Source organism: Acinetobacter sp. NRRL B-65365 (genome assembly GCF_001605865.1).
In the GTDB taxonomy this organism is placed as follows: domain Bacteria; phylum Pseudomonadota; class Gammaproteobacteria; order Pseudomonadales; family Moraxellaceae; genus Acinetobacter; species Acinetobacter vivianii.
Window position 1 is genome coordinate 12,593 of sequence record NZ_LRPD01000001.1, and the last position, 23,608, is coordinate 36,200.

The 23,608-nt window shown below is 40.1% G+C and carries 19 protein-coding genes, 1 tRNA gene and 1 pseudogene; 9 read left to right on the forward strand and 12 right to left on the reverse strand.

The window, feature by feature from the left end:
• Nucleotides 1-4: 4 nt before the first annotated feature.
• The 5 genes from AWW72_RS00065 to AWW72_RS00085 form a co-directional block, all read right to left on the reverse strand.
• Nucleotides 5-682, reverse strand: coding sequence for a DNA-binding response regulator PmrA (locus AWW72_RS00065; RefSeq protein ID WP_004775260.1), 678 nt, complete (start codon nt 680-682; stop codon nt 5-7).
• 14 nt (nt 683-696) lie between these two features.
• Entirely contained in the window at nt 697-2,334 is a 1,638-nt protein-coding gene (locus AWW72_RS00070) for a phosphoethanolamine transferase (protein WP_062846061.1), read from the reverse strand.
• 188 nt (nt 2,335-2,522) lie between these two features.
• Nucleotides 2,523-3,809, reverse strand: a complete 1,287-nt coding sequence (locus tag AWW72_RS00075) for a DcaP family trimeric outer membrane transporter (protein WP_062846062.1) — start codon at nt 3,807-3,809, stop codon at nt 2,523-2,525.
• A 273-nt stretch (nt 3,810-4,082) separates the two neighbouring features.
• Nucleotides 4,083-4,274 carry a hypothetical protein gene (locus AWW72_RS00080; protein WP_032811053.1) on the reverse strand — a complete coding sequence of 64 codons (192 nt, stop codon included), beginning with the start codon at nt 4,272-4,274 and terminating at the stop codon, nt 4,083-4,085.
• Nucleotides 4,275-4,347: 73 nt separating this feature from the next.
• Complete coding sequence (locus AWW72_RS00085) at nt 4,348-5,604, reverse strand: MFS transporter (RefSeq protein WP_062846063.1); 1,257 nt, start codon at nt 5,602-5,604, stop codon at nt 4,348-4,350.
• A 143-nt stretch (nt 5,605-5,747) separates the two neighbouring features.
• Between AWW72_RS00085 and AWW72_RS00090 the strand changes: the two genes are divergently transcribed.
• The 4 genes from AWW72_RS00090 to AWW72_RS00105 all read left to right on the forward strand — a co-directional run bounded on the left by AWW72_RS00090 (nt 5,748) and on the right by AWW72_RS00105 (nt 8,864).
• Nucleotides 5,748-6,374: a lysophospholipid acyltransferase family protein gene (locus AWW72_RS00090; RefSeq protein ID WP_062846064.1), complete on the forward strand. Its 627-nt coding sequence runs from the start codon at nt 5,748-5,750 to the stop codon at nt 6,372-6,374.
• A 63-nt stretch (nt 6,375-6,437) separates the two neighbouring features.
• The gene (locus tag AWW72_RS00095) at nt 6,438-7,355 is read left to right on the forward strand and encodes a patatin-like phospholipase family protein (protein WP_032863967.1); all 918 of its coding nucleotides are present in this window, start codon (nt 6,438-6,440) and stop codon (nt 7,353-7,355) included.
• 180 nt (nt 7,356-7,535) lie between these two features.
• A complete protein-coding gene (locus AWW72_RS00100) occupies nt 7,536-7,994 on the forward strand; it encodes an NfeD family protein (protein ID WP_004775269.1) in 459 nt (152 codons plus the stop codon).
• Nucleotides 7,995-8,012: 18 nt separating this feature from the next.
• The gene (locus AWW72_RS00105) at nt 8,013-8,864 is read left to right on the forward strand and encodes an SPFH domain-containing protein (RefSeq protein ID WP_047429660.1); all 852 of its coding nucleotides are present in this window, start codon (nt 8,013-8,015) and stop codon (nt 8,862-8,864) included.
• Nucleotides 8,865-8,913: 49 nt separating this feature from the next.
• Here AWW72_RS00105 and AWW72_RS00110 read toward each other — a convergent pair whose 3' ends face one another.
• The 3 genes from AWW72_RS00110 to prpF all read right to left on the reverse strand — a co-directional run bounded on the left by AWW72_RS00110 (nt 8,914) and on the right by prpF (nt 11,696).
• Nucleotides 8,914-9,282, reverse strand: a complete 369-nt coding sequence (locus tag AWW72_RS00110) for an MmcQ/YjbR family DNA-binding protein (protein ID WP_062846065.1) — start codon at nt 9,280-9,282, stop codon at nt 8,914-8,916.
• 148 nt (nt 9,283-9,430) lie between these two features.
• Nucleotides 9,431-10,348, reverse strand: a complete 918-nt coding sequence (locus AWW72_RS00115) for a polyprenyl synthetase family protein (protein WP_062846066.1) — start codon at nt 10,346-10,348, stop codon at nt 9,431-9,433.
• Between the two features lie 160 nt (nt 10,349-10,508).
• Entirely contained in the window at nt 10,509-11,696 is a 1,188-nt protein-coding gene (gene prpF, locus AWW72_RS00120; RefSeq protein ID WP_062846067.1) for a 2-methylaconitate cis-trans isomerase PrpF, read from the reverse strand.
• A 370-nt stretch (nt 11,697-12,066) separates the two neighbouring features.
• Here prpF and AWW72_RS00125 point away from each other — a divergent pair, with 370 nt between their 5' ends.
• Together AWW72_RS00125 and AWW72_RS00130 are read left to right on the forward strand one after the other, a co-directional pair.
• Nucleotides 12,067-13,425 (forward strand): amino acid permease, encoded by a 1,359-nt coding sequence (locus AWW72_RS00125; protein WP_004775279.1) that lies wholly within the window; start codon nt 12,067-12,069, stop codon nt 13,423-13,425.
• Between the two features lie 69 nt (nt 13,426-13,494).
• A tRNA-Arg gene (locus tag AWW72_RS00130) sits at nt 13,495-13,567 on the forward strand.
• A gap of 8 nt (nt 13,568-13,575) precedes the next feature.
• Here the strand turns inward: AWW72_RS00130 and AWW72_RS00135 are convergent.
• The gene (locus AWW72_RS00135) at nt 13,576-14,562 is read right to left on the reverse strand and encodes a DUF6607 family protein (RefSeq protein WP_004775281.1); all 987 of its coding nucleotides are present in this window, start codon (nt 14,560-14,562) and stop codon (nt 13,576-13,578) included.
• Between the two features lie 151 nt (nt 14,563-14,713).
• Between AWW72_RS00135 and AWW72_RS00140 the strand changes: the two genes are divergently transcribed.
• Complete coding sequence (locus AWW72_RS00140; RefSeq protein WP_155858535.1) at nt 14,714-16,771, forward strand: TonB-dependent receptor plug domain-containing protein; 2,058 nt, start codon at nt 14,714-14,716, stop codon at nt 16,769-16,771.
• A gap of 20 nt (nt 16,772-16,791) precedes the next feature.
• Nucleotides 16,792-18,018 carry an HmuY family protein gene (locus tag AWW72_RS00145; RefSeq protein WP_062846068.1) on the forward strand — a complete coding sequence of 409 codons (1,227 nt, stop codon included), beginning with the start codon at nt 16,792-16,794 and terminating at the stop codon, nt 18,016-18,018.
• 51 nt (nt 18,019-18,069) lie between these two features.
• Here the strand turns inward: AWW72_RS00145 and AWW72_RS00150 are convergent, their stop codons facing one another.
• From AWW72_RS00150 to AWW72_RS00165, 3 genes and pseudogenes are all read right to left on the reverse strand, one after another.
• Nucleotides 18,070-18,630 (reverse strand): phosphatase PAP2 family protein, encoded by a 561-nt coding sequence (locus AWW72_RS00150; protein ID WP_062846069.1) that lies wholly within the window; start codon nt 18,628-18,630, stop codon nt 18,070-18,072.
• A gap of 214 nt (nt 18,631-18,844) precedes the next feature.
• Nucleotides 18,845-19,446 (reverse strand): annotated as a pseudogene (locus tag AWW72_RS18975) (porin); the annotation flags it as partial.
• 198 nt (nt 19,447-19,644) lie between these two features.
• The gene (locus tag AWW72_RS00165) at nt 19,645-20,982 is read right to left on the reverse strand and encodes a CitMHS family transporter (RefSeq protein WP_004775289.1); all 1,338 of its coding nucleotides are present in this window, start codon (nt 20,980-20,982) and stop codon (nt 19,645-19,647) included.
• A gap of 808 nt (nt 20,983-21,790) precedes the next feature.
• Here AWW72_RS00165 and AWW72_RS00170 point away from each other — a divergent pair.
• Complete coding sequence (locus AWW72_RS00170; protein WP_062846072.1) at nt 21,791-23,251, forward strand: coniferyl aldehyde dehydrogenase; 1,461 nt, start codon at nt 21,791-21,793, stop codon at nt 23,249-23,251.
• Nucleotides 23,252-23,608 lie beyond the last annotated feature (357 nt).

Here is a 23,608-nt window from a genome sequence, read left to right on the forward strand (position 1 = left end):
CGAATTATGACTGCCCCAAACGATAACCTAAACCACGAATGGTTCGAATGAAGTCTTTACCCAGTTTGGCCCGCAAGTGATGGACATACACTTCAATGGTATTACTGGTAACTTCGCTGTCGAAATCATACAACTTATCTTCTAAATTTGCTTTAGAGAAAATTTTATTTGGGTGGGATACCATTGGAATCAGAATCGCCCATTCCCGATTAGATAGCTCGATTTGCTGACCTTTGAAGGTTGCCAGATGCTGTTCTACATCCAAGATCAGTTCACCACTTTTTAACAGTTGCGACTGACTTTTCAGTTGCGCTGTTTCAACACTCCCACGGCGTAATAAAGCATTGATACGGGCTAACAGCTCATCAAATTCATAGGGTTTAATCAAGTAATCATCCGCACCCTGATTCAAACCATCCACGCGGTTTTGTAGCTGATCTCTGGCTGAAATAATCAGGACAGGTAATGAACTGCGTTGACGAATCTGTTTCAGGATTTGCATCCCATCCATAAGGGGCAGACCTAAATCCAAAAGCACCAGATCAAAAGATTGCTTGGTTAACAAAGCCAGTCCATCGACCCCGTTATTCACCCATTCCACGTCAAACTGATGATATCGCAGTAAGGTCAATGTTGACTCTGCAATCATAAAATCATCTTCTATCATCAAGATCTTGGTCATGATTTCATTTCACCTTATGGGTTAGCACATGTTTCTAACATGTCATCTTTAGCATTAATTACTTTAGTTTTTACATCAAGCAAACTTAACAAGGTCGGGAACAGATTATCTTGGCTCAGTTTATTCTTAGTTTGTTGCGCCAGACAGCTCATCTGTTTGTGCGCCTGTTGTTGCCATGCGGTTGAGAACCACATCAACATTGGTACATGTGTCTGCTGAGTCGGTGCAATTGCATAAGGCGCACCATGCAGATACATGCCGCTCTCACCTGTCGATTCACCATGATCTGATAAATACCATAAACCTGTTTGATACTGGGTTGTATTTTTCAAGGTTTCGATCAATGAATCTAGAACATAATCGGTATAAAGCAAAGTATTATCATAACTGTTAATCAATGCTTCCTGAGTACATCCCTGAATCGCATTGGTATCGCACGTTGGCTTAAATACACGGAACGCTGGCGGAATACGTTTATAATAGGCAGGGCCATGACTGCCCATTTGATGCAATACGATCAAACGTGGTTGGGTATCATCTTTCGGAATCGTTGCGATATACGCTTTTAGGCTATCAATCAGAATATCATCCAGACATTCACCATCCTTACACCATTTCTGCTGAATCGGCTCAGGAATTTTAAACTGTTCAACACGGTCACATGCGCCCTTGCAACCTGAATTATTATCAATCCATGTCACCTGATAACCTGCACGTTTTGCAATATCGAGCAAACCTTCACGATGACTGGCTAACTGTTCATCATAATCTTCGCGTTGCATACCCGAAAACATACACGGTACCGATACAGCCGTTGCGGTACCACATGAACTGACTTGTGAGAAATTGATAATATTCTGTTTGGCTAATTTCGGGTTGGTTTCTTTGGCATAACCATTTAAAGAGAAGTTTTCCGCACGAGCCGTTTCACCCACCACCAAGACCATCAATTTAGGTAAACCTTTTGCAACCTGAGTACGTTGCGCATCTTCACCATACTTAACTAAAGGTAAATTCTGTTTAGGTGATTTCTTTTTATAATATGAAACTGTCGAGGCAATCATATTTTGAGGCGAAATCATGCCTTTTATATCGCGGTTTTCACGAAAAATGGCTGCAAAATCCACATAGAAAATAAATAATAGTCCGCCAACTAAAGCCAGAGAAACCACAGAGGCAATCAGCTTTTTAAATAATTGTCGGGTGACTGATTCAGATTTGATTTTGGTCATCAAAATCACAATGATCGGGACTAGAACCATCCCCACCATCCAGATCAACAAACGCCAAGACCACGTATCCCGAGCCTCAGCAAAGTTTGTTTGCATCAAGTTTTGAATCTGATCTGAAGTAATCCATACACCTAGAGTATTGACGGCATAGGCAGCAAAACCACCAATAAAAACCAAAGCGATAGCAAGCAGTTTTGCAGTCCATTTCCAGCTCAATAGCTGGAAAATAAAAGCATATAAAGCAGTAATAACACCAACAGAAGCTGCTACAAAAAGTCCCGCCTTAATCCCTGTATATGGTGTTAAGGCCAACATCTTTTCATAAAATGCGATGTTCAGGAAAACACCTAGCCAAATTGCAAGTAATATATTAAAAGTAAGTAATGAAATCGGCTTGGTTTTGAGTCTTTGCAGCAACATAGGCATCTTGTTCTAAAAATAAATTTCTTAGTCTTATAAAGATAAAAATAAAAACTTAAAAATGACTTAAATAATAGAATGTCCTGAGGAAAGCTCGCCTCAACGTCTTATTTTATTTAGTTAATTTAAAAATAAAAAGTCGAGGTTAATGTAAACCTCGACTCATTAAAACATAAACCGTTGAAAAATTAGAAGCTATATTTAGCCATTAAACCAACGCGGTTATCTTTGTAAGACTGACCAGCAAACGTTTCACGCTTACCATTGACATATTCGACACCTAAATCAATTGGTTTAACTGGTGTATAGATGAAGTTAATCCACGCTTGTTGAACTTTTTCATTTGCAGAAGTATTTAATTTTGCAAAATCAGTACCGTCATCAGCGAATTGAGCACCATATGCTAGAGTAGAACGTAAGTTAGGTAGAACCTTATACGTTCCGCCCACTTGTACTGCTACAAATTCATTTTGCTCGATAGAATTCCCATCTACTGCGTAAGGAGTGTTACTGCCATATAAATAACTATTATCACCAACAACATATGATGCATCAGCAAAAAGTTTTAAAGGATCAGCTACTTTAAAATCAGTACCAACAGCCACGCCCCAACCAGTTTTATCGTCATTAGCAAGCTGTGATTTATACTTTTCGACTAGAACACGCGCTGAAGCTGAACCTTTACCTTCTGCATAGCCTTGAGTAATTTTAGCCGTTAATGCTGGTAGGCTATACTTAATACTATCGCCTGTTACCGAAGTAGTGCTATCACCTTTTTCAGCAGAAACAAATAGTTGTGTAGTCGGACCTAACTTGTAGTTATAGCGTACTTGCGGAACACGTTTAGTACCACCACCAATGTTTGTCGAGAAGTCAATCATTTCTGGTGCATGGTTAGACAGGAAGTTTGAAGTTGTTTGACCAAATAACCAGTTGTTATATGTTAAATAAGCATGACGAATACGTAATCCATCATTCGTACCCGCAAAGTCAACTTCGATTTTACCACCGACTTTGTCGTCTCCTACAGGCGTATTAAAATCTAAACCAAGGCGTGTCGTTTTAGCAGTCGCACGTAATTTATCATGCGTTTTGCCGTCTGACTTACTTACATCACCAAAGTCGTTATCTGCACCTTCAATAATATAGTTAGCGTCACCACGAACAAAACCATATAGGTTCACATCAGCGCCAGCTTTAGATTTAAATCCTGCTAACGGTGAAACTGGTGCAGCAACTGGTTGCGCCTTAACTTCAGCAAGTTGAACTTGCTGTTGTTGCTGTACTTGCTGTTGTTGTTGCTGTACTTGGCTTTGTTGTTGAATTAAAGCTTTTAAAGCCTCAACTTCTTTACGAAGCTGTTGAATTTCCGCTTTGTCGGAAGTCGCAGCATGTGCCCCACTCATCATTAAAGCTGTAACTGTAAGAGCTAAACTTTTAACAACTAAAGATTTACGATTAAGGAATAGATCCATCAAAAACTCCAAAAAATATATTTTATGTTGCCTATCCATGCCAAGTTGATTTACGCCATTAAATTAAGGGGCTAAAAAATCAACTCTCCTCCACTTTGGTTACATTAATTTTATTACCGCAACCAAAACCAATTTCAACGTTATGCAAGACCAAAACCAATAACCAAAGACATAAAAAACATACTTTGACTTACAGATTTTTACCTTAACTTCATGTTGTAACGAATCCTACACAACTCTCTTATCTTATAGAATGATTAAATCGTTATTTCATTATTCTTTTTTAGACTTTAGGCTAATATCCAATCTACTTGAACATTTTTCTACCCATTTTAATTGATTCACATGATTTTTCTTGTTAACACAATCCATTTTTACTCCAGTTAGCTTCCATTTGCTACCCAAACAAGATGGCACAATTAATAGAGCATTTAAATAGCTAAAAACATACATTTTTAAAAACATAGACAAAGGTAGTAGATAATGACTAGATCACTCCTCAATCGATATTAAATTTCTTTATTTCATTTAGTTAACATTATTTTTCTTGTAATTTTGCATGTTTCCAGAGAGAAATAGGGAGCAAAGTAACCGTGCCAATAATGACAATAGCGATCAAATAATGGAAATAACCGAACACATCTCCAATCATTCCACTGACTAAATACAGCAAGCCACTGACAGTCGCCATGATCGAGACCTGAAAAGTGAAATCGGTTGCTGCAAATTGCTTACGACTATATTGCATCACCAGTGTCAACATCACCACCAAAAGCATGGCAGAGCAAGCATCTTCAAATGCATTAACGGCGTATAACCAGATCGGTGCAATTTGAGTTTGGGATTCATAAGCGTGAGCAATCACAGCATAAGCGATCAAACTGGTTATTTTTAAAATAGAGAAAACAATCAAACTCGCTGTTCGGGAAAAATGTTTGAGCAACAATCCGGCAATCCCCGCACCTACAAGCGCAGCGACTGCACCAAACATCGTGATGTAGACGCCTATCTGGGTGAAGTTCAATCCCATATCTACCATCAGTGGCTTTAATAAAGGACCTGAAAGGCCATCAGTAACTTTGAAACTGATCAAGACCAGTAACCATGCTTTTAGTTCTTTTGAGGATTGAAAATAATTTAAATAGGCCTTAATTGCCTGCATCAATGGAACAGAAGATGTCTGCGTTCTTGTAGTTGAGTTTGCATGAGTAGGCTCTCGATAGAGCAACACAGGTAAAGTATTGATAAATACCAATAAGGCCAAAGCCAGAAAGGTTTTTTGCCACTGTAACCAGTCCAGACACCAGAGCACTGCCCCGCCACCCACAATAAAACCTAGACGTGAACCAATCACCTGAAAAGTATTACCCCAATGCTGCTGATCTGTTTTGAGCAAATTGACCGCCAAGCCATCGGTTGCAATGTCTTGGGTTGCGCCAGTGAAGTTCATTAAGAAAAGTAAGACAAAGAAAATAAGCAGATAACTGGGTTGATCCAGTGCCTGAATTGGGAAAAAAGATAAAATAATCAGAATGATTACACTGAATAATTGTGTGGGAATAATCCAGCTACGGTAGTGGCCTAATCGAGATAATGCCAGACGATCAACATAGGCAGCCCAAAACACCTTAATCGACCACGGCAACATCAGTAAACCAAAGCCGCCAATATGTGCCAACGATACGCCTTGCGCTCTTAAGATTACAGGCAATGCATGGGTCATAAATCCAACAGGTAAACCCTGTGCCCAATACAAAGAAAACAATAAAATGTAAACCTGTCGAAGATTAGGCATTTTGAGTTTCCAGAGCGAGGCAATAACGGGCCTTAAGTATCCAATCCTTTCATTCTTCTGGCAATAAAATCTTATTTTTTGCCAATGCAGTCCCTGTCATCAGCGTTTAACATGAATAGAGTTGTCATTATTTATATTCATGTATGCCACAACATTTTCCAGATTTGCCTCCACTGGTTCCACAACGTGGAACAACCTATAGCCGTGCATTGTGTAAAAAACTGTTCCTTGCACAAGGCTGGACTGTAGTAGGAGAAATTCCTAACTTACCTAAAGCAGTGGCTATCATTTCTCCACATACCTCAAATATTGATGGCTGGTATGGCTTTCTGGCGATTGGTGGGTTGGGGTTGAAAATTACCGTACTGGGTAAAGATACCTTATTCAAGCCCCCGCTCCAGCCGCTCTTAAACTGGGCGGGACTGATTCCTGTTCGTCGTGACAGTGCACATGGCCTGACTGAACAAGTGGTTGCCACCATTCAACAGCATGACAAAATCTGGGTCGGTATGGCGCCTGAAGGAACACGTAAAAAAGCCGAAAAAATGAAAAGTGGTTTTTATCACATTGCGCATGCAGCAGGCATTCCAATCGTGATGTTTGCTTTTGATTATGACCATAAGACCATTTATTGTTTGGGGGCGTTTACCCCGACTGGTCATTATCAGCAAGACCTTGATCAGATCATGCAACGTTACGTTGGGCACTTCTCGCCGAAAAATCCAGATTGGCTGGCTGAACCCTTACAAAAACTTGTGAAAAAAAACTAGAAAATTAAGGGCAAATCTGCTCTGATGTGCGCATCTTTTTTGTACATTTTATCTGCATTTGTTATGAACATTGCTCGACTGTCTTGCTTGGCTGTTTTTGGTCTTGCTTTATTTGGTTGTGATCAAATCACAAAGAAAACACCGCCTACATCAGCAATTCAGGCACGTGAACCTGTGGTTGCCATTGCATTAGGTGGTGGCGGTGCCAAAGGCTTTGCACACATTGGTGTCATTAAAGTTTTAGAATCACATGGCATCAAACCTAAAATTGTGACTGGCACCAGTGCAGGTAGCTTTGTTGGTAGTATTTATGCCAGCGGTCAAACACCTTATCAAATGCAGAACCTTGCCTTAAAACTGCAAGAATCTGATTTGCGTGATCTCACCATTAATAGTCAGGGCATTATTCTTGGTCAGAAACTACAGAATTATGTAAATAGCCAAGTCGGCAATAAACCGATTGAACAATTCCCGATTCGTTTTGCCGCAGTCGCCACCCGTTTAGACAGTGGCAAAAAAGCCGAGTTTATTAAAGGTAATGCTGGTCAGGCAGTACGTGCATCTTGCAGTATTCCCAATGTGTTTGTGCCTGCGGTTATTGGCAAGACCAAATATGTGGATGGTGGTTTAGTCAGCCCAATTCCTGTAAAAACCGCAAAGGATATGGGTGCTGATATTGTGATTGCCGTGGATATTTCTGCACGTCCCGTCGGTGGTAAGCCGCTCAGCATGTGGGGCTTGTTAGACCAGACCATCAATATCATGGGCCAACAAAGTATTAATGAAGAACTGAATCAGGCAACGATTGTGATTCAACCGAAAGTGGGTCATCTGGGCGTGCTTGACCTTAAATCGAGTAATGAAGCTATTTTAGAAGGTGAAAAGGCAGCTCAAGCCAAGATTACGGCGATTCAAAATGCGATTACCGCATTTAAAAAATCTCCTGCTGCCTTAAAACCAGCACCACGACCAAAATTCTAAAACCCCACCTAAAAGGCTGTTGAAAGCTATTAAACTTGCAAGATGTGCAAGATCTTTAATCATCAACAGCCGCAATGCCTAAAAAAACAATCTTTTCATATTCATAAAGATAATCATCTGTTACAGTGCTAAGGTGAATATTTTTTCACCTCTACTCCGTTTAGTTATGCGAGCAAATCTATGGAATTTGTAGTTGAACCTTGGCACTGGTTTGTATTAGGGATTTTACTGATTCTTTCAGAATTGATTTTGCCTGCTTTTGCTGCATTGTGGTTTGGCATAGCAGCAGTCATGGTGTGTATTTTACTGTGGCTTTTCCCGATGATGGGTTTTACCACCCAAGTGATTACTTGGGGTATTTTATCTATTTTATGTACGATTCTTTGGTTCAAATTTATCAAACCGCTTTCGATTGATAAAACCAAAGCAGGTCTCCCTCGCGAAGCAACCATTGGTCAAGTTGGTATGGTGATCCAAACTGGACTTGAGCATGGACAAATTATTGTACGCTTTCCGATACCTGTTTTAGGTTCTGATGAATGGCATTGCCGTTGTACTAATCCAGTACAGGTCGGTGATCGCGTTCGGGTGGTTGATATTTTGGGTAATGATTTAGTCGTTCAACCTCATACGTCATAAACACAAAGAGGGTTTCTAATGTCTGTCGGTACCATTGTTGTTTTAGCTTTTTTAGCTTTTATCGGTATAACCATTTTTAAAGGGGTTCGTATTGTTCCCCAAGGTTATAAATGGATTGTGCAACGTTTAGGTAAATACCATACCACGTTGAGTCCAGGTCTAAACTTCGTGATTCCTTATGTGGACGAAGTGGCTTATAAAATTACCACCAAAGATATTGTTTTGGATATTCCTTCACAAGAAGTAATTACCCGTGACAATGCTGTGTTGGTGATGAACGCCGTAGCGTATATCAATCTTACTACACCAGAAAAGGCGGTGTACGGGATTGAGAACTATACATGGGCAATTCAAAATCTTGTTCAGACGTCACTTCGTTCTATCGTGGGTGAAATGGATCTGGATGATGCGCTTTCTTCTCGTGACCACATCAAGGCGAAATTAAAAGCTGCCATTTCTGATGATATTTCAGATTGGGGCATTACTCTGAAAACTGTTGAAATTCAGGATATTCAACCTTCACACACTATGCAAGCCGCTATGGAAGCGCAAGCAGCCGCTGAACGTCAGCGTCGTGCAACTGTGACCAAAGCTGATGGTGAAAAACAGGCGGCAATTCTGGAAGCAGATGGTCGTCTGGAAGCGTCTCGTCGTGATGCAGAAGCACAGGTTGTTCTTGCCGAGTCTTCACAACGTGCCATTGAAATGGTGACAAGTGCGGTAGGTGATAAAGAGATTCCTGTGGCTTATTTACTCGGTGAACAATACGTTAAAGCAATGCAGGATTTATCTAAATCTGGCAATGCAAAAACAGTGGTTCTCCCTGCCGATGTACTCAATGCCATTCGTGGAATTATGGGCAAACACTAAACCCACTTTCCAATAACAATAAAGCAGCGTTTTTTCGCTGCTTTATTTTTTAAGCTTCCCCGATCAGCTTTCGGGTCTTAACTGGAAGTTTCTTGATAATGAGATCATAGGAATCCTGAATGAGATCCTGTACCAGATCAGGCGTGATCTCTGGACTACTGGCAATCGAAATCCAGTGTTTCTTATTCATGTGATAGCCCGCTGAAATTGAAGAATAGAGTTCCTGATATTCCAGACTTTTCTCAGGCTTACATTTCACCGTTACAATTAATTTTCCTGCATTAAAACCAATATACATAAACATTTTATCGAAGACTTTGAACACCTCAAAATCAGGGCCAAAAGGTTGCGACTGGATTGAAAATGCCAGATTTTGTGCATAGTGCAAAGCGCATTGTTCGAGTTGGTTCTGATTCATGACATCTTCCCTTTTACGCGATCTTCATCATTGTTTTGCTTTATTCTAAAACTGTTTTTAAATCATGATTATCTATATTCTCTAAAAATAAAGACCATACAAGATGGTCTTTTATAACATTAATTATTTAAGAAAAACTGTCTGGCTTTTAACTTTTACGTGCCAGCAAGAACTTTGAAATGTCGACGAGTTCTTTGGCATCTTCACCAAAATACGCTAAGGCTTCAAAGGCTTGATCATGCAGGCTTTGCGCATAAGCTTGTGCCTGTTCCAGCCCCATCAAGGCAGGATAGGTCGACTTCTGCACCTGTTCATCTTTACCTGCTGTTTTGCCCAAAGTTTCTGTGCTAGCGGTAATATCCAGAATGTCATCTTGCACCTGAAAAGCCAGACCAATGCTTTGACCAAATTGACGTAATTTAGGAATCGCCTGATCCGCGCCAGTAAAGATGGTTACAGCCCCCATCATAATCGCCGCTTGAATCAATGCACCCGTTTTATTACTGTGAATATTTTCCAATTCTGCCTGATCAACTTGCTTACCCGCACCTTCAGCTTGCAAATCAAGGACTTGTCCGCACACCATTTTTGAACTGGCGGTTGCCAAGATTTGTACCTGCTTCAAGACAATCGCAGCCTCAGTCCCCTGTCCTTGTTCGTCGAATAAACGACTTCCCAAAATTTCAAAGGCCATCGACTGTAAAATATCACCAGCCAGCAATGCTGTATCTTCACCAAAGGCCACATGGCAAGTCGGCTGTCCACGACGCAGTAAATCATTGTCCATACAAGGCAAATCATCATGGGCCAATGAATAACAATGGATCAGTTCAACCGCAACTGCAGCACGGCGAGCTGCTGCAAAATTTTGATTCGGTTGTAATGAAGCTGCTGCATAACATAATGCCGGACGAACACGCTTTCCACCGAGCATGACGGCATGATGGACAGCTGCGTTTAATGGTTCTGGAATCGAAAATGCAGCCAATGCTGTCAATAAATCCTGTTGAATACGTTGTTGAGCTTGTTTTAAAACATCCGCATTAACTTGAGAAATAGATGACACAATTGCCTCGGGAAATCTTAATGGAAGGAAAATGACAAAACTTGCCAGAATGGCGACATCATAACACTATTTATTTGAAGAAATTGCATTTGTATTTTTAATCGATTCCAAATAATAAAGCCTTCAAATGAAGGCTTTATCGCATCATTTCAAGCAGTGCTTAGAAAGTATCCCCAGGTACACGCACCCAGCCTTCCATCAATACACGTGCGCTACGGCTCATAATGGCTTTTTTCACAGACCATTTGCCATCAATCAATTCGGCTTGAGCGCCCACACGCAATGTGCCCGATGGATGTCCAAAACGAACGGCTTCACGTTCACCGCCCCCAGCAGCCAAATTCACAAGCGTCCCCGGAATTGCTGCCGCAGTACCAATTGCCACAGCAGCGGTTCCCATCATAGCATGATGTAACTTGCCCATCGACAAGGCACGAACCAATAAATCCACATCACCGCTCTCAACCGCTTTGCCACTCGATGAGGTATAAGTTTTTGGTTTTGATACAAAAGCAATTTTAGGGGTATGTTGACGTGCTGCTGCTTGTGAAATGTCTTTGATCAAGCCCATGTGTACCGCGCCATACGCACGGATTTTCTCAAAACGTGCTAAAGCAGCCGCATCCCCGTTAATGTGATCTTGTAATTCTGTCCCTTGATAGCCGATGTCTTCGGCATTCAGGAAAATCGTTGGAATCCCTGCATTAATAAATGTCGCCTCAAAAGTACCAACCTCCGGAACAACCAATTGATCCACAACATTTCCTGTCGGGAACATATCGCCGCCTTCTTCACCATCATCAGCGGGATCTAAGAATTCAATCTGAACTTCTGCTGCGGGAAAGGTCACGCCATCTAGCTCAAAATCACCTGTTTCCTGAACCTGACCGTTAGTCACAGGGACATGTGCAATAATGGTTTTTTGAATATTCTTCTGCCAGATTCGTACTGTACAAATTCCATTTTCAGGAATACGTTCAGCGTCAACCAATCCATTTGAAATCGCAAATGATCCTACAGCTGCGGTTAGATTTCCGCAGTTGCCGCTCCAATCAACAAATGGTTGATCAATCGATACTTGTCCAAATAAATAATCCACATCATGTTCGGGCTCTGAACTTTTAGCCAGAATCACAGTTTTACTGGTACTTGAGGTTGCACCGCCCATTCCGTCAATCTGCTTACCGTAAGGATCTGGGCTTCCAATCACGCGTAAAAGAAGTTGATCACGTGCCTTGCCTGCTACTTGTGCCGCTTCGGGTAAATCATCCAGTTTGAAAAATACCCCTTTACTTGTGCCACCACGCATATAAGTTGCAGCGACTTTGATTTGCGGTACTGAGCTCATGTCAATTCTTCCTTTTATCATGTTCTTGGTGCAGCGGGTTATTCGTCTAAAGCTACTGCACGGCAGTCAAAAATACCATACGACCAATGGTGCCTGAGTTAGTCGTCATGCATAAAATCTGTGCATTATATTGAGTATTTTTCATCACTTGCACAATGGCAAAAATGCGAATCCATCCGTCGGGAAAAACAAGAATATGATTTAGCTGTACAAATATAAAGCAAATTTCATTTAAATATTCACTTAAATATAGGATTTTAAATAACTTTTAAAAACAACTTTCCAGTCATGGCAATGCTGTACTTTTACTAGGCGAAAATCGATCAATCTATTAGAATAATCCAGTTAATTCCTCGTCGAGCTCAGTCCTTTGAACAACGATTCTTCTCAACTTCAGCGTGGACTAAAAAACCGCCATATCCAACTCATCGCGATGGGTGGGGCTATTGGTACGGGCTTATTTTTAGGTTCTGCGCAAATTATCCAGTCTGCTGGACCATCTATTATTTTGGGGTATGCGATTGGCGGCTTGATTGTTTTTCTAATCATGCGTCATTTAGGTGAAATGATTGTTGAAGAACCTGTTGCAGGTTCATTTAGCCATTTTGCTTATAAGTATTGGGGTAAATTTCCAGGCTTTATAACGGGCTGGAACTATTGGGTGCTCTACATCCTTGTGGCAATGACTGAGCTAACGGCAGTAGGTAAATATATTAATTACTGGTGGCCGCAAATTCCTGCTTGGCAGTCTGTATTATTCTTCTTTGTCGTGATTACGGCAGTCAACCTGACCAATGTTAAATTCTATGGTGAATCAGAGTTCTGGTTAGCGATCATCAAGGTGACGGCTGTAGTTGCCATGATCTTGTTTGGTTTATTCCTTCTCTTCACTGCTGATGCAAATTCAACCGCTTCATTTAGCAACCTTTGGTCACAGGGCGGCTTTTTTCCGCATGGCTTTGAAGGCTTGTTCTATATGCTGGCTTTCTTGATGTTTGCCTTTGGCGGAATTGAGCTGATTGGTATGGCCGCAGCAGAAGCCAAAGATCCAAAGACCACCATTCCTAAAGCGATTAACCAAGTGGTCATTCGTATTTTGGTATTCTATGTCGGTTCGCTTGCCATTCTCTTATCACTTGTGCCTTGGAACCAGCTCGATCTTGGCGGCTTGGATAAGAGTCCATTCGTGATGATTTTCAGTCAAATGGGAATTGGTTGGGCAGCACATTTACTGAACTTTATTATCCTGACAGCGGCATTATCTGTATATAACAGCGGTATGTATGCCAATAGTCGTATGGTATTTGGTTTAGCTCAACAAGGTAATGCACCGAAAATCTTTACCAAAACCAATAAGCAAGGTGTCCCTGTTCCAGCGGTACTACTCTCTGCATTCCTGATCTTTGGCTGTGTGTTACTCAACTATTTTGTACCAGAAGATGCCTTAGGTCATTTGATGTATGTTGTTGTTGGTGCACTGGTTTTAAACTGGGCCATGATCAGCTTGACGCATTTAAAATATCGCCGTCATATCAAAACAGCACAAATCAAAACATCGTACCCAGCGTTATGGTCTCCGTTCAGTAACTATCTGGTTTTGGCGTTTATTGGCGTTGTGCTGTATATCATGTGGCAGCAAGGCTTTAAAGAATCAGTGCTTATGATTCCGATCTGGATCGTCGCAATGTTTATTTTTTATAAGTTTTTAAATCGTAAAACTGAGAATTAACAGTTGATCGGTTTCCTTAAAAAGTGATTGCTTCTGCAATCACTTTTTTGTTTATAATCATAAAATTATGCGCTTATAGCTTAACTGGATAGAGCAGTTGCCTCCTAAGCGACCGACGTGGGTTCGAGTCCCGCTGAGCGCATAGCCTTTTTAATTAATCTTGCCTTCCACAAGCTGCTGGTTAAGTAAGGTTTTTGCCTGAGTTTGCAGTTGTTCTGCTTTTACAGTTTTTCCTGCTACTGACTTTGCCTGATCATTAAAATAACTAAAATGAGATTTCTCATTTTTTCCTGCAAATTTTAATGCCACGATTTGGTTCTGGTTAAATGCATTCGCCCATGCATCTCTAACTGCGCTCCAATAAGTCGCATTCTTCTTCCAGTAATCATAAGCAGCCTTGAAATCATAGCCTTCAACTTTGTTGTACTGGTTAACCCCTAGCTCGCGAGCAAGTGCTGTATTGGTTTTGGTATCAAATTTAATATTATCTTGCTCATGCACCCAGCCTGTTGCAGTGAAGGCATGGCGATTGATCCCAATAATCACATCATAATCATTACGCGTGGTATGCTCACGGCGTGGTAACGGGCGATAGGTTTCATTCGATACCCACTCCACTGCACCATTGTCTTTAGTCCACGCACCCAAGCCTGCATAACGAGGAGAATCATCAACTTGCCATACCGTTTGCAACCATTTGCCTTTGCTCTGTTCTGGCTTTAAATCAATACTTTTCCAGCGATAATCCCCAATATAACTCCACATTTTGGTCGGTTCATATTCCCAGTCTTGACGCCAGTGCTTCACCACATGCCCCTCTGCAACCAGAATATGCTGCAACGACACTTTATTCGGGGTATTTTCTAAAACCACGACAGTTTCATAACCACTCGATAAGTCATCTTTTTTAACTTTATAATCTGGTTTAAGTGAATAAAGCTCTTCAAAGCGAAAATCTACTTTGTATTCCCCTGCCATTTTCAGGATGGCCTGACGTGCTTGTTCTTGTGTCAGATTTTCATGCAAAGATTGCTGTTGTAAAGCATCCGCCAATTTTACTGGCTGTTGTGCAGCATTCACACTACTGATCCCCATCATCAGTGCAGTTACAAAAACATAAGACAACTTAAGCTTCATATAAAAATCTCAACTCGACGCTAAATTACTGAATCAATTAAATAAAGCAACTTTCCCTAGTTCAGCCGCTTGTATCTTTTTGAAATAAACCTGTAAAGCATTGTAAATTATTGTGAGAATGATTACCATTTAATTTATGGAATAATTTTCATTGCGATCAACTATTGTGAATATACTCTCTCCTCAATTCTGTTCTAAACCTAAAGTTTTATTTGCTTCTCTTTTAGCAGCAGGTTTGATTTCTCCTTCTGTGTATGCAGCCGAGCAATCAACTTATGCAGTTACCAAAACACCTCTGCATGTTCTCGATACCATTGTTGTGACAGGCACACGTTCAGAAAAAAAATTAATTGATAGCCCGATTCGAACTGAAATTATTGATGAAGAAGAATTAAGAAGAACCAATGCCATTACCTTAAAAGATGCTTTGGAAAATATTCCAGGCATCTTGTTAAGAGAAATTCATGGCAAATCAGGTTATGAAATTTCATTACAAGGTCTGAGTAGCGATCAGGTGCTGATTCTGATTGATGGCCTACCACTTGCTGCCAGTACCAGTTCTACTGTTGATTTAGATCAATATTTAATTGGTGGCATTGAACATATTGAAGTTATTAAAGGTGCAGCTTCGGCACAATATGGCTCATCTGCCATGGGTGGTGTGATCAATATCATCACTAAAAAAGTTCAAGACGGTGTTGCCATTTCAGGACAAGTCGATATTGGCTCTTATGGCAAACAAAATGCAGATGGTAAAAATACATCGATCAATAATCACCATCAGAAAATCAGTATAGAAGCGGCAAATGCCACTTTAAAAGGTCGTATCATCGCAGACCAGTTTAGTAGCGATGGCTTTGCCGTTAACCCGAACGATTATCCTCAACAAGGTGATGAACAAAAGCGTCAGCAATATGCATTTTATGGTGCATGGCAGCCTTCAGACCAATTTATGTTGTGGGCAGATTTCAATGAATATAAAGAAAAAGATCACCAGCGAAGTCTAAATTTCGTTCCGCCATTTTATTTAAAACAATACAAACTTGAAGATATTGAACGCCAACGTTTCAGTGCGGGTTCACAGTTTAATTTTATCAAAAACAGCAAAATCGATTTAAAAGCTGTCCATGAAACCTATGACTCAACTTCTACCCAAACTTTAGATGGATACCTTTCTGCTTTAAGACACTCGAATCAGGAAAATAATCATTTCAGCTCGCAACTGACGTTACCCAAATGGAATAAACAAAACTGGCAATTGGGCTATGACTGGCATGAGGAAAAATTAGAGCAAAGCAATAACGGTAAATTTGAGATGCAAGGCGGTTCGGTAAAGCGGGATCGTCATGAGTTTTATGTCCAAAATGACTTTAATCTCGTACAAAACCTTGATGCTGTGATCGGCTGGCGTTTCCAGAATGATGATGATTTTGGCGATCACAATGCCTTTAAACTCAGTACTAAATATCGTTTTTACGACCAGAATGATCTACTCGCCGATCTGCGCCTGAGTTATGGTCAAGGCTATCGCGTACCTAATTTAAAAGAACGTTTTTATTCTTTTGATCATAGTCACTTAGGCTATATCGTCATTGGCAATCCCAACTTGAAACCAGAGTCATCAGACAGTTATCAACTTGGATTAAGTCTGGTTCAAAATGATCATTGGAATGCAGATATCAACCTGTTCTGGAATGATATTCAAGACCTGATCCAAACCGATTTTGATAATGCCACGACGGTAAATGGCATCACTCAATACAGCTACAGCAACGTCGCCAAGGCGGAGACCAAAGGAATTGAAACATCTGCCAAATGGAAGCTGACACCTTATTTCTCGGTGAATGGTGCGTATACCTATACCGAAGCAAAAGATAAAACCACCAATACCCTATTAACACGACGCCCTAAACATATTGCACGTTTAGGTGCCGATTATGCCTTGAATGATCAACTTGATTTGACCTTACGCGGCCGTTACCAAAGCGATGAATACGGCGATAGTGCCAATCAACAACAGTCTCCTAGCTGGGTAACCTTCGACTCGCAAGTGGATTATCGCATCAACAGATATATCAGTGCTTTTGCGGGTATCGACAATATTTTCAATGAACAACGTGATTTTTCTAGCGCAATAGATTATCGCCCGATTGCCGGTCGATATACCTACATGGGGCTTCGCTTTAACTGGAACAGCAATCTGAAATAATCTTCATAGGATCAATACCAATGTCTCATCTTAATTTAGCCAAGTTATTTGCTTTAAGCACCTTAAGTACCCTTCTGATCGCTTGTGGCGGTGGGGGTGGATCGTCAGATAACAGTGGAACCAGCAATCCGCCTGCGACCAATACCGATCTATTTACAGTAAAAGGTAAACAATGGAGCATTACACCCACTGCAAATAATGCTTATTGTTATGATATCGACACGCAAGCTGAAATTTCATGTACGACAACCGATTGGGATCTCAAATTTGCGATGGGCACACGTACCCCACTCTTATTTACCAACAGTGGTGTAAGCGGTTCAGGCAATGGCGGTGCACTTTATTCACCATTTGATGCAACATGGGCAAATCTATCCAAAGAACTGGATGCAACACAAGGCGGCAGTTTACCAGCTCAAGCCTGGAGCGTAGATGCTTATAGCAATGCATTCATGGACACGTCATCGGGCAGCAACAGCTTCTTTGAATATGATCTCTTCGGTGATCATCGTATGTCACCAAACTTTAAAACATTCTTGGTCACGACCGATTCAAGCGCTGCAACAGCAATTGGAAGCTATGAGAAACCTGTGTTTGCAGTGCAAATTTATAATTATTATCAAGGTACCACCTCAGGTTATATTTCAATTCGTTATATCAATACGCAACTTCCTCATGACGTAAAAACCCTAACAATTGATGCGACTCAAGGCTGGAACTATGTTGACCTGATCACAGGCACCACCAGCAAAAATACAACTGGACAATGGCAACTCGCATTTAATCGCTACAATGTTCAACTCAATCAAGGTATAGGCAGTATGGTTGCCTCACAACCAGCTGGATTCTATTCTGCGGACGGCAAACCAATAATTGATAAGTTTAAAGATAGTAATGCTTATGTCTCTACAGAAGCTGATTTAAAAGCGGCTGCTTCTACAACCAATATCAAATGGGGTTCTAACAGTATTACCTCCATTTTGAATCCAACCTTTAAGGGAACATACCCTCAAAAACTCACTTATGGCTGGTATAACTATTATCCAACCTTAAGTGCAGCTCAAGCAGATGGTCTACAAGCAGCCCATATGCTAAAAGCGAATCCTGAAGGAGCAACAATCATTCGAGGAAATAAAGGCAACAGCTACGCTCGTCTACATCTCACAGATGTCAAATATGCAGACCCTAGCAACGCCTCAAGTGCGACCACATGGACCTTTGAACTGGATATCCAGCCAGCCAAATAAGTCATAAAAAACGGAGCATCTGCTCCGTTTTTCTTTAGGTATATCTCAAAACTAGTCGATCACACGAATTGGTCGGATTCTTCTTAGTCTTAACGTCATTTCTTTTAAAACATAGTTGGTTGCAACAACCAATATAAATCCAATGATGAACGAACCAACGATATCGAAAGGAAAATGTACACCCACAAAAACTCTGGATACACCCACCACCAGACTCAGTACCAAGCCCAATAATCCAATCTTTTTAAATCCAGCCAATAAATAAGAAAAGGCAATAATCACGATGGTTAAGGTATGCTGACTTGGAAAAGAGGATGAAGCGCCATGACCAATCAATTTGTCGCCCAAATGCAACTGGAATGGTCGAGGATGATGATAAAAGAATTCGATGAGGTCACTTATAACCAGTGAAAACAGAACGATAAATAAGGTTTTTGCAAACAGAAGACCGTACGTTTTCCACTGGATCACGACTAATAGAACCAGAAAACTGATGAAAACCGTATTCAGATCTTCCGCTAGAAAAATTGCGATCTTATCTAAAACAGTATAATCCTTAGCAAAAGTGTTGATACTGTTAAACAAAGCAATATTTGAGTCTTTAAAAATCATTTTCCGTTGCTATCCATACTATCCATGACAGATTTCTAACCCCACCATACAGGACTAAAATGTAAAAATTATGAATTTTTATTGTTTATTCTGCACAAATTTGCAAACGCTACTCAACCACGTCTTGATTGGAAATGATCTTCCAGCTCACTGAACAAATAGAGTCAATTACCTCTACTTATTCACACTAACTTTTGATTTTTTATAATTTAAATTAAAAACCACTACCTACCACAGGTTGCTTATCTTTAGCATTTGTCTGATCAAAAGTTGAATATGCACCATAACCATAGACTTTCACTTGTTTATTGAACGAATAATCCGTACCAACAAGGATTTGCTTGGCATCGAAATCAGCCGCACCATTTTTAAAAATGGTTGAGTTCTGGCTATATTGAGCCTTGACTGCCCATTTTGACTGATTTGGCAACTTATACTCAGCACCAATTAACCGGCCTTGAGAATCATCAATATCAACTACTGCTTCATCATTTCCTTTTTTATCAGTAACTTTAGAAGTTTGATATAAGGTTTTTAATGCCAGATTCCCGTGATATCGGCTTTATTACTGATATAGTTATTAAAACTATCGACTGGACTGGATAAGTCTTTTATAGGGGTATTATTTTTACCTACTTTCACTGTACCTAAATGGTCATCTTTCAAACCAATAAAACGATTACGCTGTGACCAATCTATTTTATCGCCATCCGCATAAAAGGCCCATTCTGCTAAATAAACAGCACTTAAATGTTCGGTTAATTTTTCTTCGCCTTTAATCCCAACAAATGAACTATTACTGTTCACTTTCCATACATACATCTCGGTTTTTTAGCGCTTCAAGACTCATCATTGTGACGAATAAAATTTTCATCCCTAATGTTATCTTCCTAAACATCTCAAAAAATTAAAAGAAAACTATTTCTCTATATTCCAAACAAAAAAATAAACAGGGATTTAAATCAAATGATGTGCTTTTATATTTTCGACATAAAAGCACATGAATAATCAGAATTACAGATTATAAAGTGGAAAAACACCAAATATCAAAGCACTACCCATGAGTACGCAACAGGTAATAAATGCCCATTTCAAGGTAAATTTCTGGTGATCGGCTAATTCAACAGAGGCTAAACCACAGAGTAAGTAGGTTGAAGGAACCAATGGTGATAATAAATGGATCGGCTGGCCAATAATCGAAGCGCGCGCAATTTCAACAGGTGCAATTCCATAATGTGATGCAGCTTCAGCCAAAATTGGTAAAACACCGAAATAGAAAGCATCGTTCGACATAAAGAATGTTAAAGGCATGCTCAGAACACCCGTGATTGGTGCCAGATAAGGCCCTAAGCTTGGTGGAATAACAGCAACGAAGCCCTTAGACATCGCTTCAACCATGCCTGTGCCCGATAGAATACCTGTGAAAACACCCGCAGCAAAGATTACGCCCACAACAGCCAATACGCTATCCGCATGCATGGCAATCCGTTTTTTCTGCATATTGACGCATGGATAGTTCACCACCAATGCAATACAGAAGCCCAGCATAAACAGGATCGACATTGGTAAAATCCCTTTCACCAAAGAAGCCATTAATACCAGCGTAAGAATACCGTTAAACCAGCGTAAATGAGGACGTTGCGCTTCTGGATCTTTCGAAATAGAAATATCGTCAGCATGGCTGATATCAACCAGTTCAATCACGCCTAGACGTTTACGCTCATATTTGCCGTAGAGATAAGCAAGGAAGAATAACCATGCAGCAGCAATCACCATCGAAGGAATCATTGGAATAAAGACTTCACTGGCGTCGACCTGAAGAGCACTCGCGGCACGCGCTGTTGGGCCTCCCCACGGCGTAAGGTTCATCACACCACTACAGAGCAACATTAAACAGGTCATGATCAGTGGATTCATCCCGACACGTTTGTATAACGGCATCATTGCGGCCACACAGATCATATACGTGGTTGAACCATCACCATCCAGAGAAACAAGCAGGGTTAAAAAGACAGTGCCTAGCGTAATCTTTAATGGATCACCTTTAACTTTCTTTAAAATCCATCTAACCGACGGGTCAAATAAGCCCGAGTCAATCATTAAAGCAAAATATAGAATGGCGAAAAGTAACATCACGCCAGTTGGAGCAAGCTTCTTAATACCATCCAACATGGTATTGCCAAGCTCAGCCAACTGGATATGGCTCAGACTTTCAAAATAGAAACCTAAGCCCCAGGCAATAATAGCGAAGATAAAAGGGATTAAAATTAATGCAACCAATGCACTGAGACGTTTTGACATGATCAAATACATGAAACACATGATCATGCTGATACCTAAAAAAGTCAGCATTTAAAGCAATCCTTAGCCTGATAAGTTTTTTTTTATGGGTAAACACCTTACCCGAATTAAGGACAGATTCTATGCGATTTAACTTTAAGCAATTCATTTAATTTTATTATATACCCACCCCACCCATTCACATGAAAAATGATTTAAATTAGAGCTCAAACCAATAGCGATATAATATTTTGATTATTAATAATTATTTATATTTTCAACCCAACTTAACTGAGTAAAATAAAATCATATCAGGAGATTTTTATCATTATATATTAACACATAATGTTCCATTATGGTGCAATAATCGATTAAAAAATAACAGAACCCTAAATAATGAAAATAAAAATAAATATCATTTATCTCTCTAAAATCTCATTTAGTACAAAATATACTCAACTCTTTTTCTTATAATTATGTGATAGATTACAACAATAATTATTTTGAGCCAATATATAAATTTTCATATTCTGAGAATACAACCCTATATTTAAAGCAGATAATTCCACTTTTATTCACTCAATATTCATTTAATGAAATATCCAGTAATTTTTGATGATTTGAGATATAAAATCCAAATCACCAAAGATGCATATTGATCGCCCTCTCTCTTTCGAAAACAGCACACCCCTCTCCGTTATCCAGCAAAATAAAGGCCAAAAACGAGAGATGAACCTCATGTTTACGCTTTTTTCACCTTATTCCTTGCATGTTGAGGCATAATGTCAGCAAATTATTTTTTGTTGACCCCATTTAAGGTCGACCATCAATCTTATTCATCATTAAGTCTCTTCTATTAATAAACATGAACGGAGCAACAATGACACTTTCATCTATACAACAATTCAATGATGCTGCATCCGAACATATGCATTCTATCTTTAGTCAACAGCGTACTGCTTTCGACGCAAATCCTTATCCAGATTTAGAACATCGTCGTACCAAAATATTTCAAATCAAAAAACAAATTATTCGTTATCAAGATGTGATTGCGACGGCAATTCATACAGATTTCAGTTCCAGATCTGTTGATGAATCTAAGCTGCTGGATTTACTTGGCTCAGTTCTAGAGGCAGAACATGCAATTCGTCATTTAAGACGTTGGATGCGCCCGAGCAAACGTAGCACCGAGTTATTATTTTTATCCAACCGTCTTCGCGTGCAATATCAGCCTAAAGGTGTGGTCGGGGTTATTGTGCCTTGGAACTTCCCTGTTTATCTCGCCTTAGGCCCCTTGATTGCAGCCATTGCTGCGGGCAATCGCGTGATGATCAAGTTGCCTGAAGTCACCCCAGCAACCAATGCAGTGGTTAAACGTATGCTGGCTGAGGTTTTCACTGAAGATGAAGTTGCTGTTTTTGGTGAAGAGATTGTCGATCCTGCACAATTTACATCTTTGCCTTTCAATCATATTGTGTTTACTGGATCACCTGCGATTGGACGAGTGGTGATGCGCGCTGCGGCAGACAATCTAACGCCTGTAACACTTGAATTGGGTGGTAAATCACCTGCCCTGATTAGTCGTAACTATCCTTTAACTGATGCTGCAAAACGAGTTTTACATGGTAAAGCGACCAACTGCGGACAAATCTGTGTTGCGCCAGATTATGCTTTAGTCCCAAAAGAACAAGTTGATGCCTTCATCACGGAATGCCAATCTAGCTTCACCAGCATGTATGGAGCGAACATCAGTAACAATTCAAATTACACATCCATTGTGAATGATCGCCATCTCAAGCGTTTATTAGAAATACTAGATGACGCCAAAGCCAAAGGTGCCCAAATTATTGCTTGCGGCGAATATGATCTTGATAAAGATGCTCGTCGTATGCCTGTTCATCTGGTACTGAATTGCACACCAGATATGCGTATTTTAAAAGAAGAATTATTTGGGCCTGTACTGCCTGTTGTCCCTTACGATAGTTTAGATGAAGCCATTCGATATATTCGAGAAGGTGAACGACCGCTGGCTCTATATTGTTTTAGCCATGATGCAAGCGAGCGAGAGTACATCTTAAAACAAACTCACTCTGGGGGGGTCACCATCAATGACTGGGGCTGGCATGTGGTCAATCATGATGCGCCTTTCGGCGGTATTGGCAACTCAGGCATGGGGACTTATCACGGCGAAGAAGGCTTCAGAGAACTCTCACATGCAAAAACCGTCTTTGCCCGTCACCGCTTCTTCCCGACCCAACTGTTCTATCCACCCTATGGCACTTGGGTACAAAAACTTGCGTTACGTTTCTTCTTAAAACAAGGCGATCCGAATATCAAATAAGTAAAACGCAATACAAGCACGGTATATTGAAAAGCATCTCGTGATGGGATGCTTTTTATCCCTCCCTTCTTCTTTTACCTTCAAGTAAAATTGATGAGATAGAAGATGTATAGTCGCTCTCGTTCTTAGAATAAAATCATTCAAATGTTGTGAATTGACTTAAAAAACACCTAAAACATAAATCATGAAGAAATAAATCCTATTTTTTACAAAAAATCTTTGACCAAATAAAAAACTTTTTTTTCAAAGTTGCAAAAAGAAATGATTATTATTTTAGAATAATAATTTATATTTATCATTATTTTACAAATAAAAACACATATGTATATAAATTTTTTAAGATTTATTTTTGTCCAC

What these genes read in the sequence shown, in the direction of transcription:
- AWW72_RS00085 (WP_062846063.1), bottom strand. Translation starts at nt 5,604, where the DNA reads ATGCCTAATCTTCGACAGGTTTACATTTTATTGTTTTCTTTGTATTGG.
- AWW72_RS00075 (WP_062846062.1), bottom strand. Translation starts at nt 3,809, where the DNA reads ATGGATCTATTCCTTAATCGTAAATCTTTAGTTGTTAAAAGTTTAGCT.
- AWW72_RS00110 (WP_062846065.1), bottom strand. Translation starts at nt 9,282, where the DNA reads ATGAATCAGAACCAACTCGAACAATGCGCTTTGCACTATGCACAAAAT.
- prpF (WP_062846067.1), bottom strand. Translation starts at nt 11,696, where the DNA reads ATGAGCTCAGTACCGCAAATCAAAGTCGCTGCAACTTATATGCGTGGT.
- AWW72_RS00100 (WP_004775269.1), top strand. Translation starts at nt 7,536, where the DNA reads ATGGAATTTGTAGTTGAACCTTGGCACTGGTTTGTATTAGGGATTTTA.
- AWW72_RS00065 (WP_004775260.1), bottom strand. Translation starts at nt 682, where the DNA reads ATGACCAAGATCTTGATGATAGAAGATGATTTTATGATTGCAGAGTCA.
- AWW72_RS00070 (WP_062846061.1), bottom strand. Translation starts at nt 2,334, where the DNA reads ATGTTGCTGCAAAGACTCAAAACCAAGCCGATTTCATTACTTACTTTT.
- AWW72_RS00090 (WP_062846064.1), top strand. Translation starts at nt 5,748, where the DNA reads ATGCCACAACATTTTCCAGATTTGCCTCCACTGGTTCCACAACGTGGA.
- AWW72_RS00095 (WP_032863967.1), top strand. Translation starts at nt 6,438, where the DNA reads ATGAACATTGCTCGACTGTCTTGCTTGGCTGTTTTTGGTCTTGCTTTA.
- AWW72_RS00105 (WP_047429660.1), top strand. Translation starts at nt 8,013, where the DNA reads ATGTCTGTCGGTACCATTGTTGTTTTAGCTTTTTTAGCTTTTATCGGT.
- AWW72_RS00170 (WP_062846072.1), top strand. Translation starts at nt 21,791, where the DNA reads ATGACACTTTCATCTATACAACAATTCAATGATGCTGCATCCGAACAT.
- AWW72_RS00135 (WP_004775281.1), bottom strand. Translation starts at nt 14,562, where the DNA reads ATGAAGCTTAAGTTGTCTTATGTTTTTGTAACTGCACTGATGATGGGG.
- AWW72_RS00145 (WP_062846068.1), top strand. Translation starts at nt 16,792, where the DNA reads ATGTCTCATCTTAATTTAGCCAAGTTATTTGCTTTAAGCACCTTAAGT.
- AWW72_RS00150 (WP_062846069.1), bottom strand. Translation starts at nt 18,630, where the DNA reads ATGATTTTTAAAGACTCAAATATTGCTTTGTTTAACAGTATCAACACT.
- AWW72_RS00165 (WP_004775289.1), bottom strand. Translation starts at nt 20,982, where the DNA reads ATGCTGACTTTTTTAGGTATCAGCATGATCATGTGTTTCATGTATTTG.
- AWW72_RS00080 (WP_032811053.1), bottom strand. Translation starts at nt 4,274, where the DNA reads ATGTTTTTAAAAATGTATGTTTTTAGCTATTTAAATGCTCTATTAATT.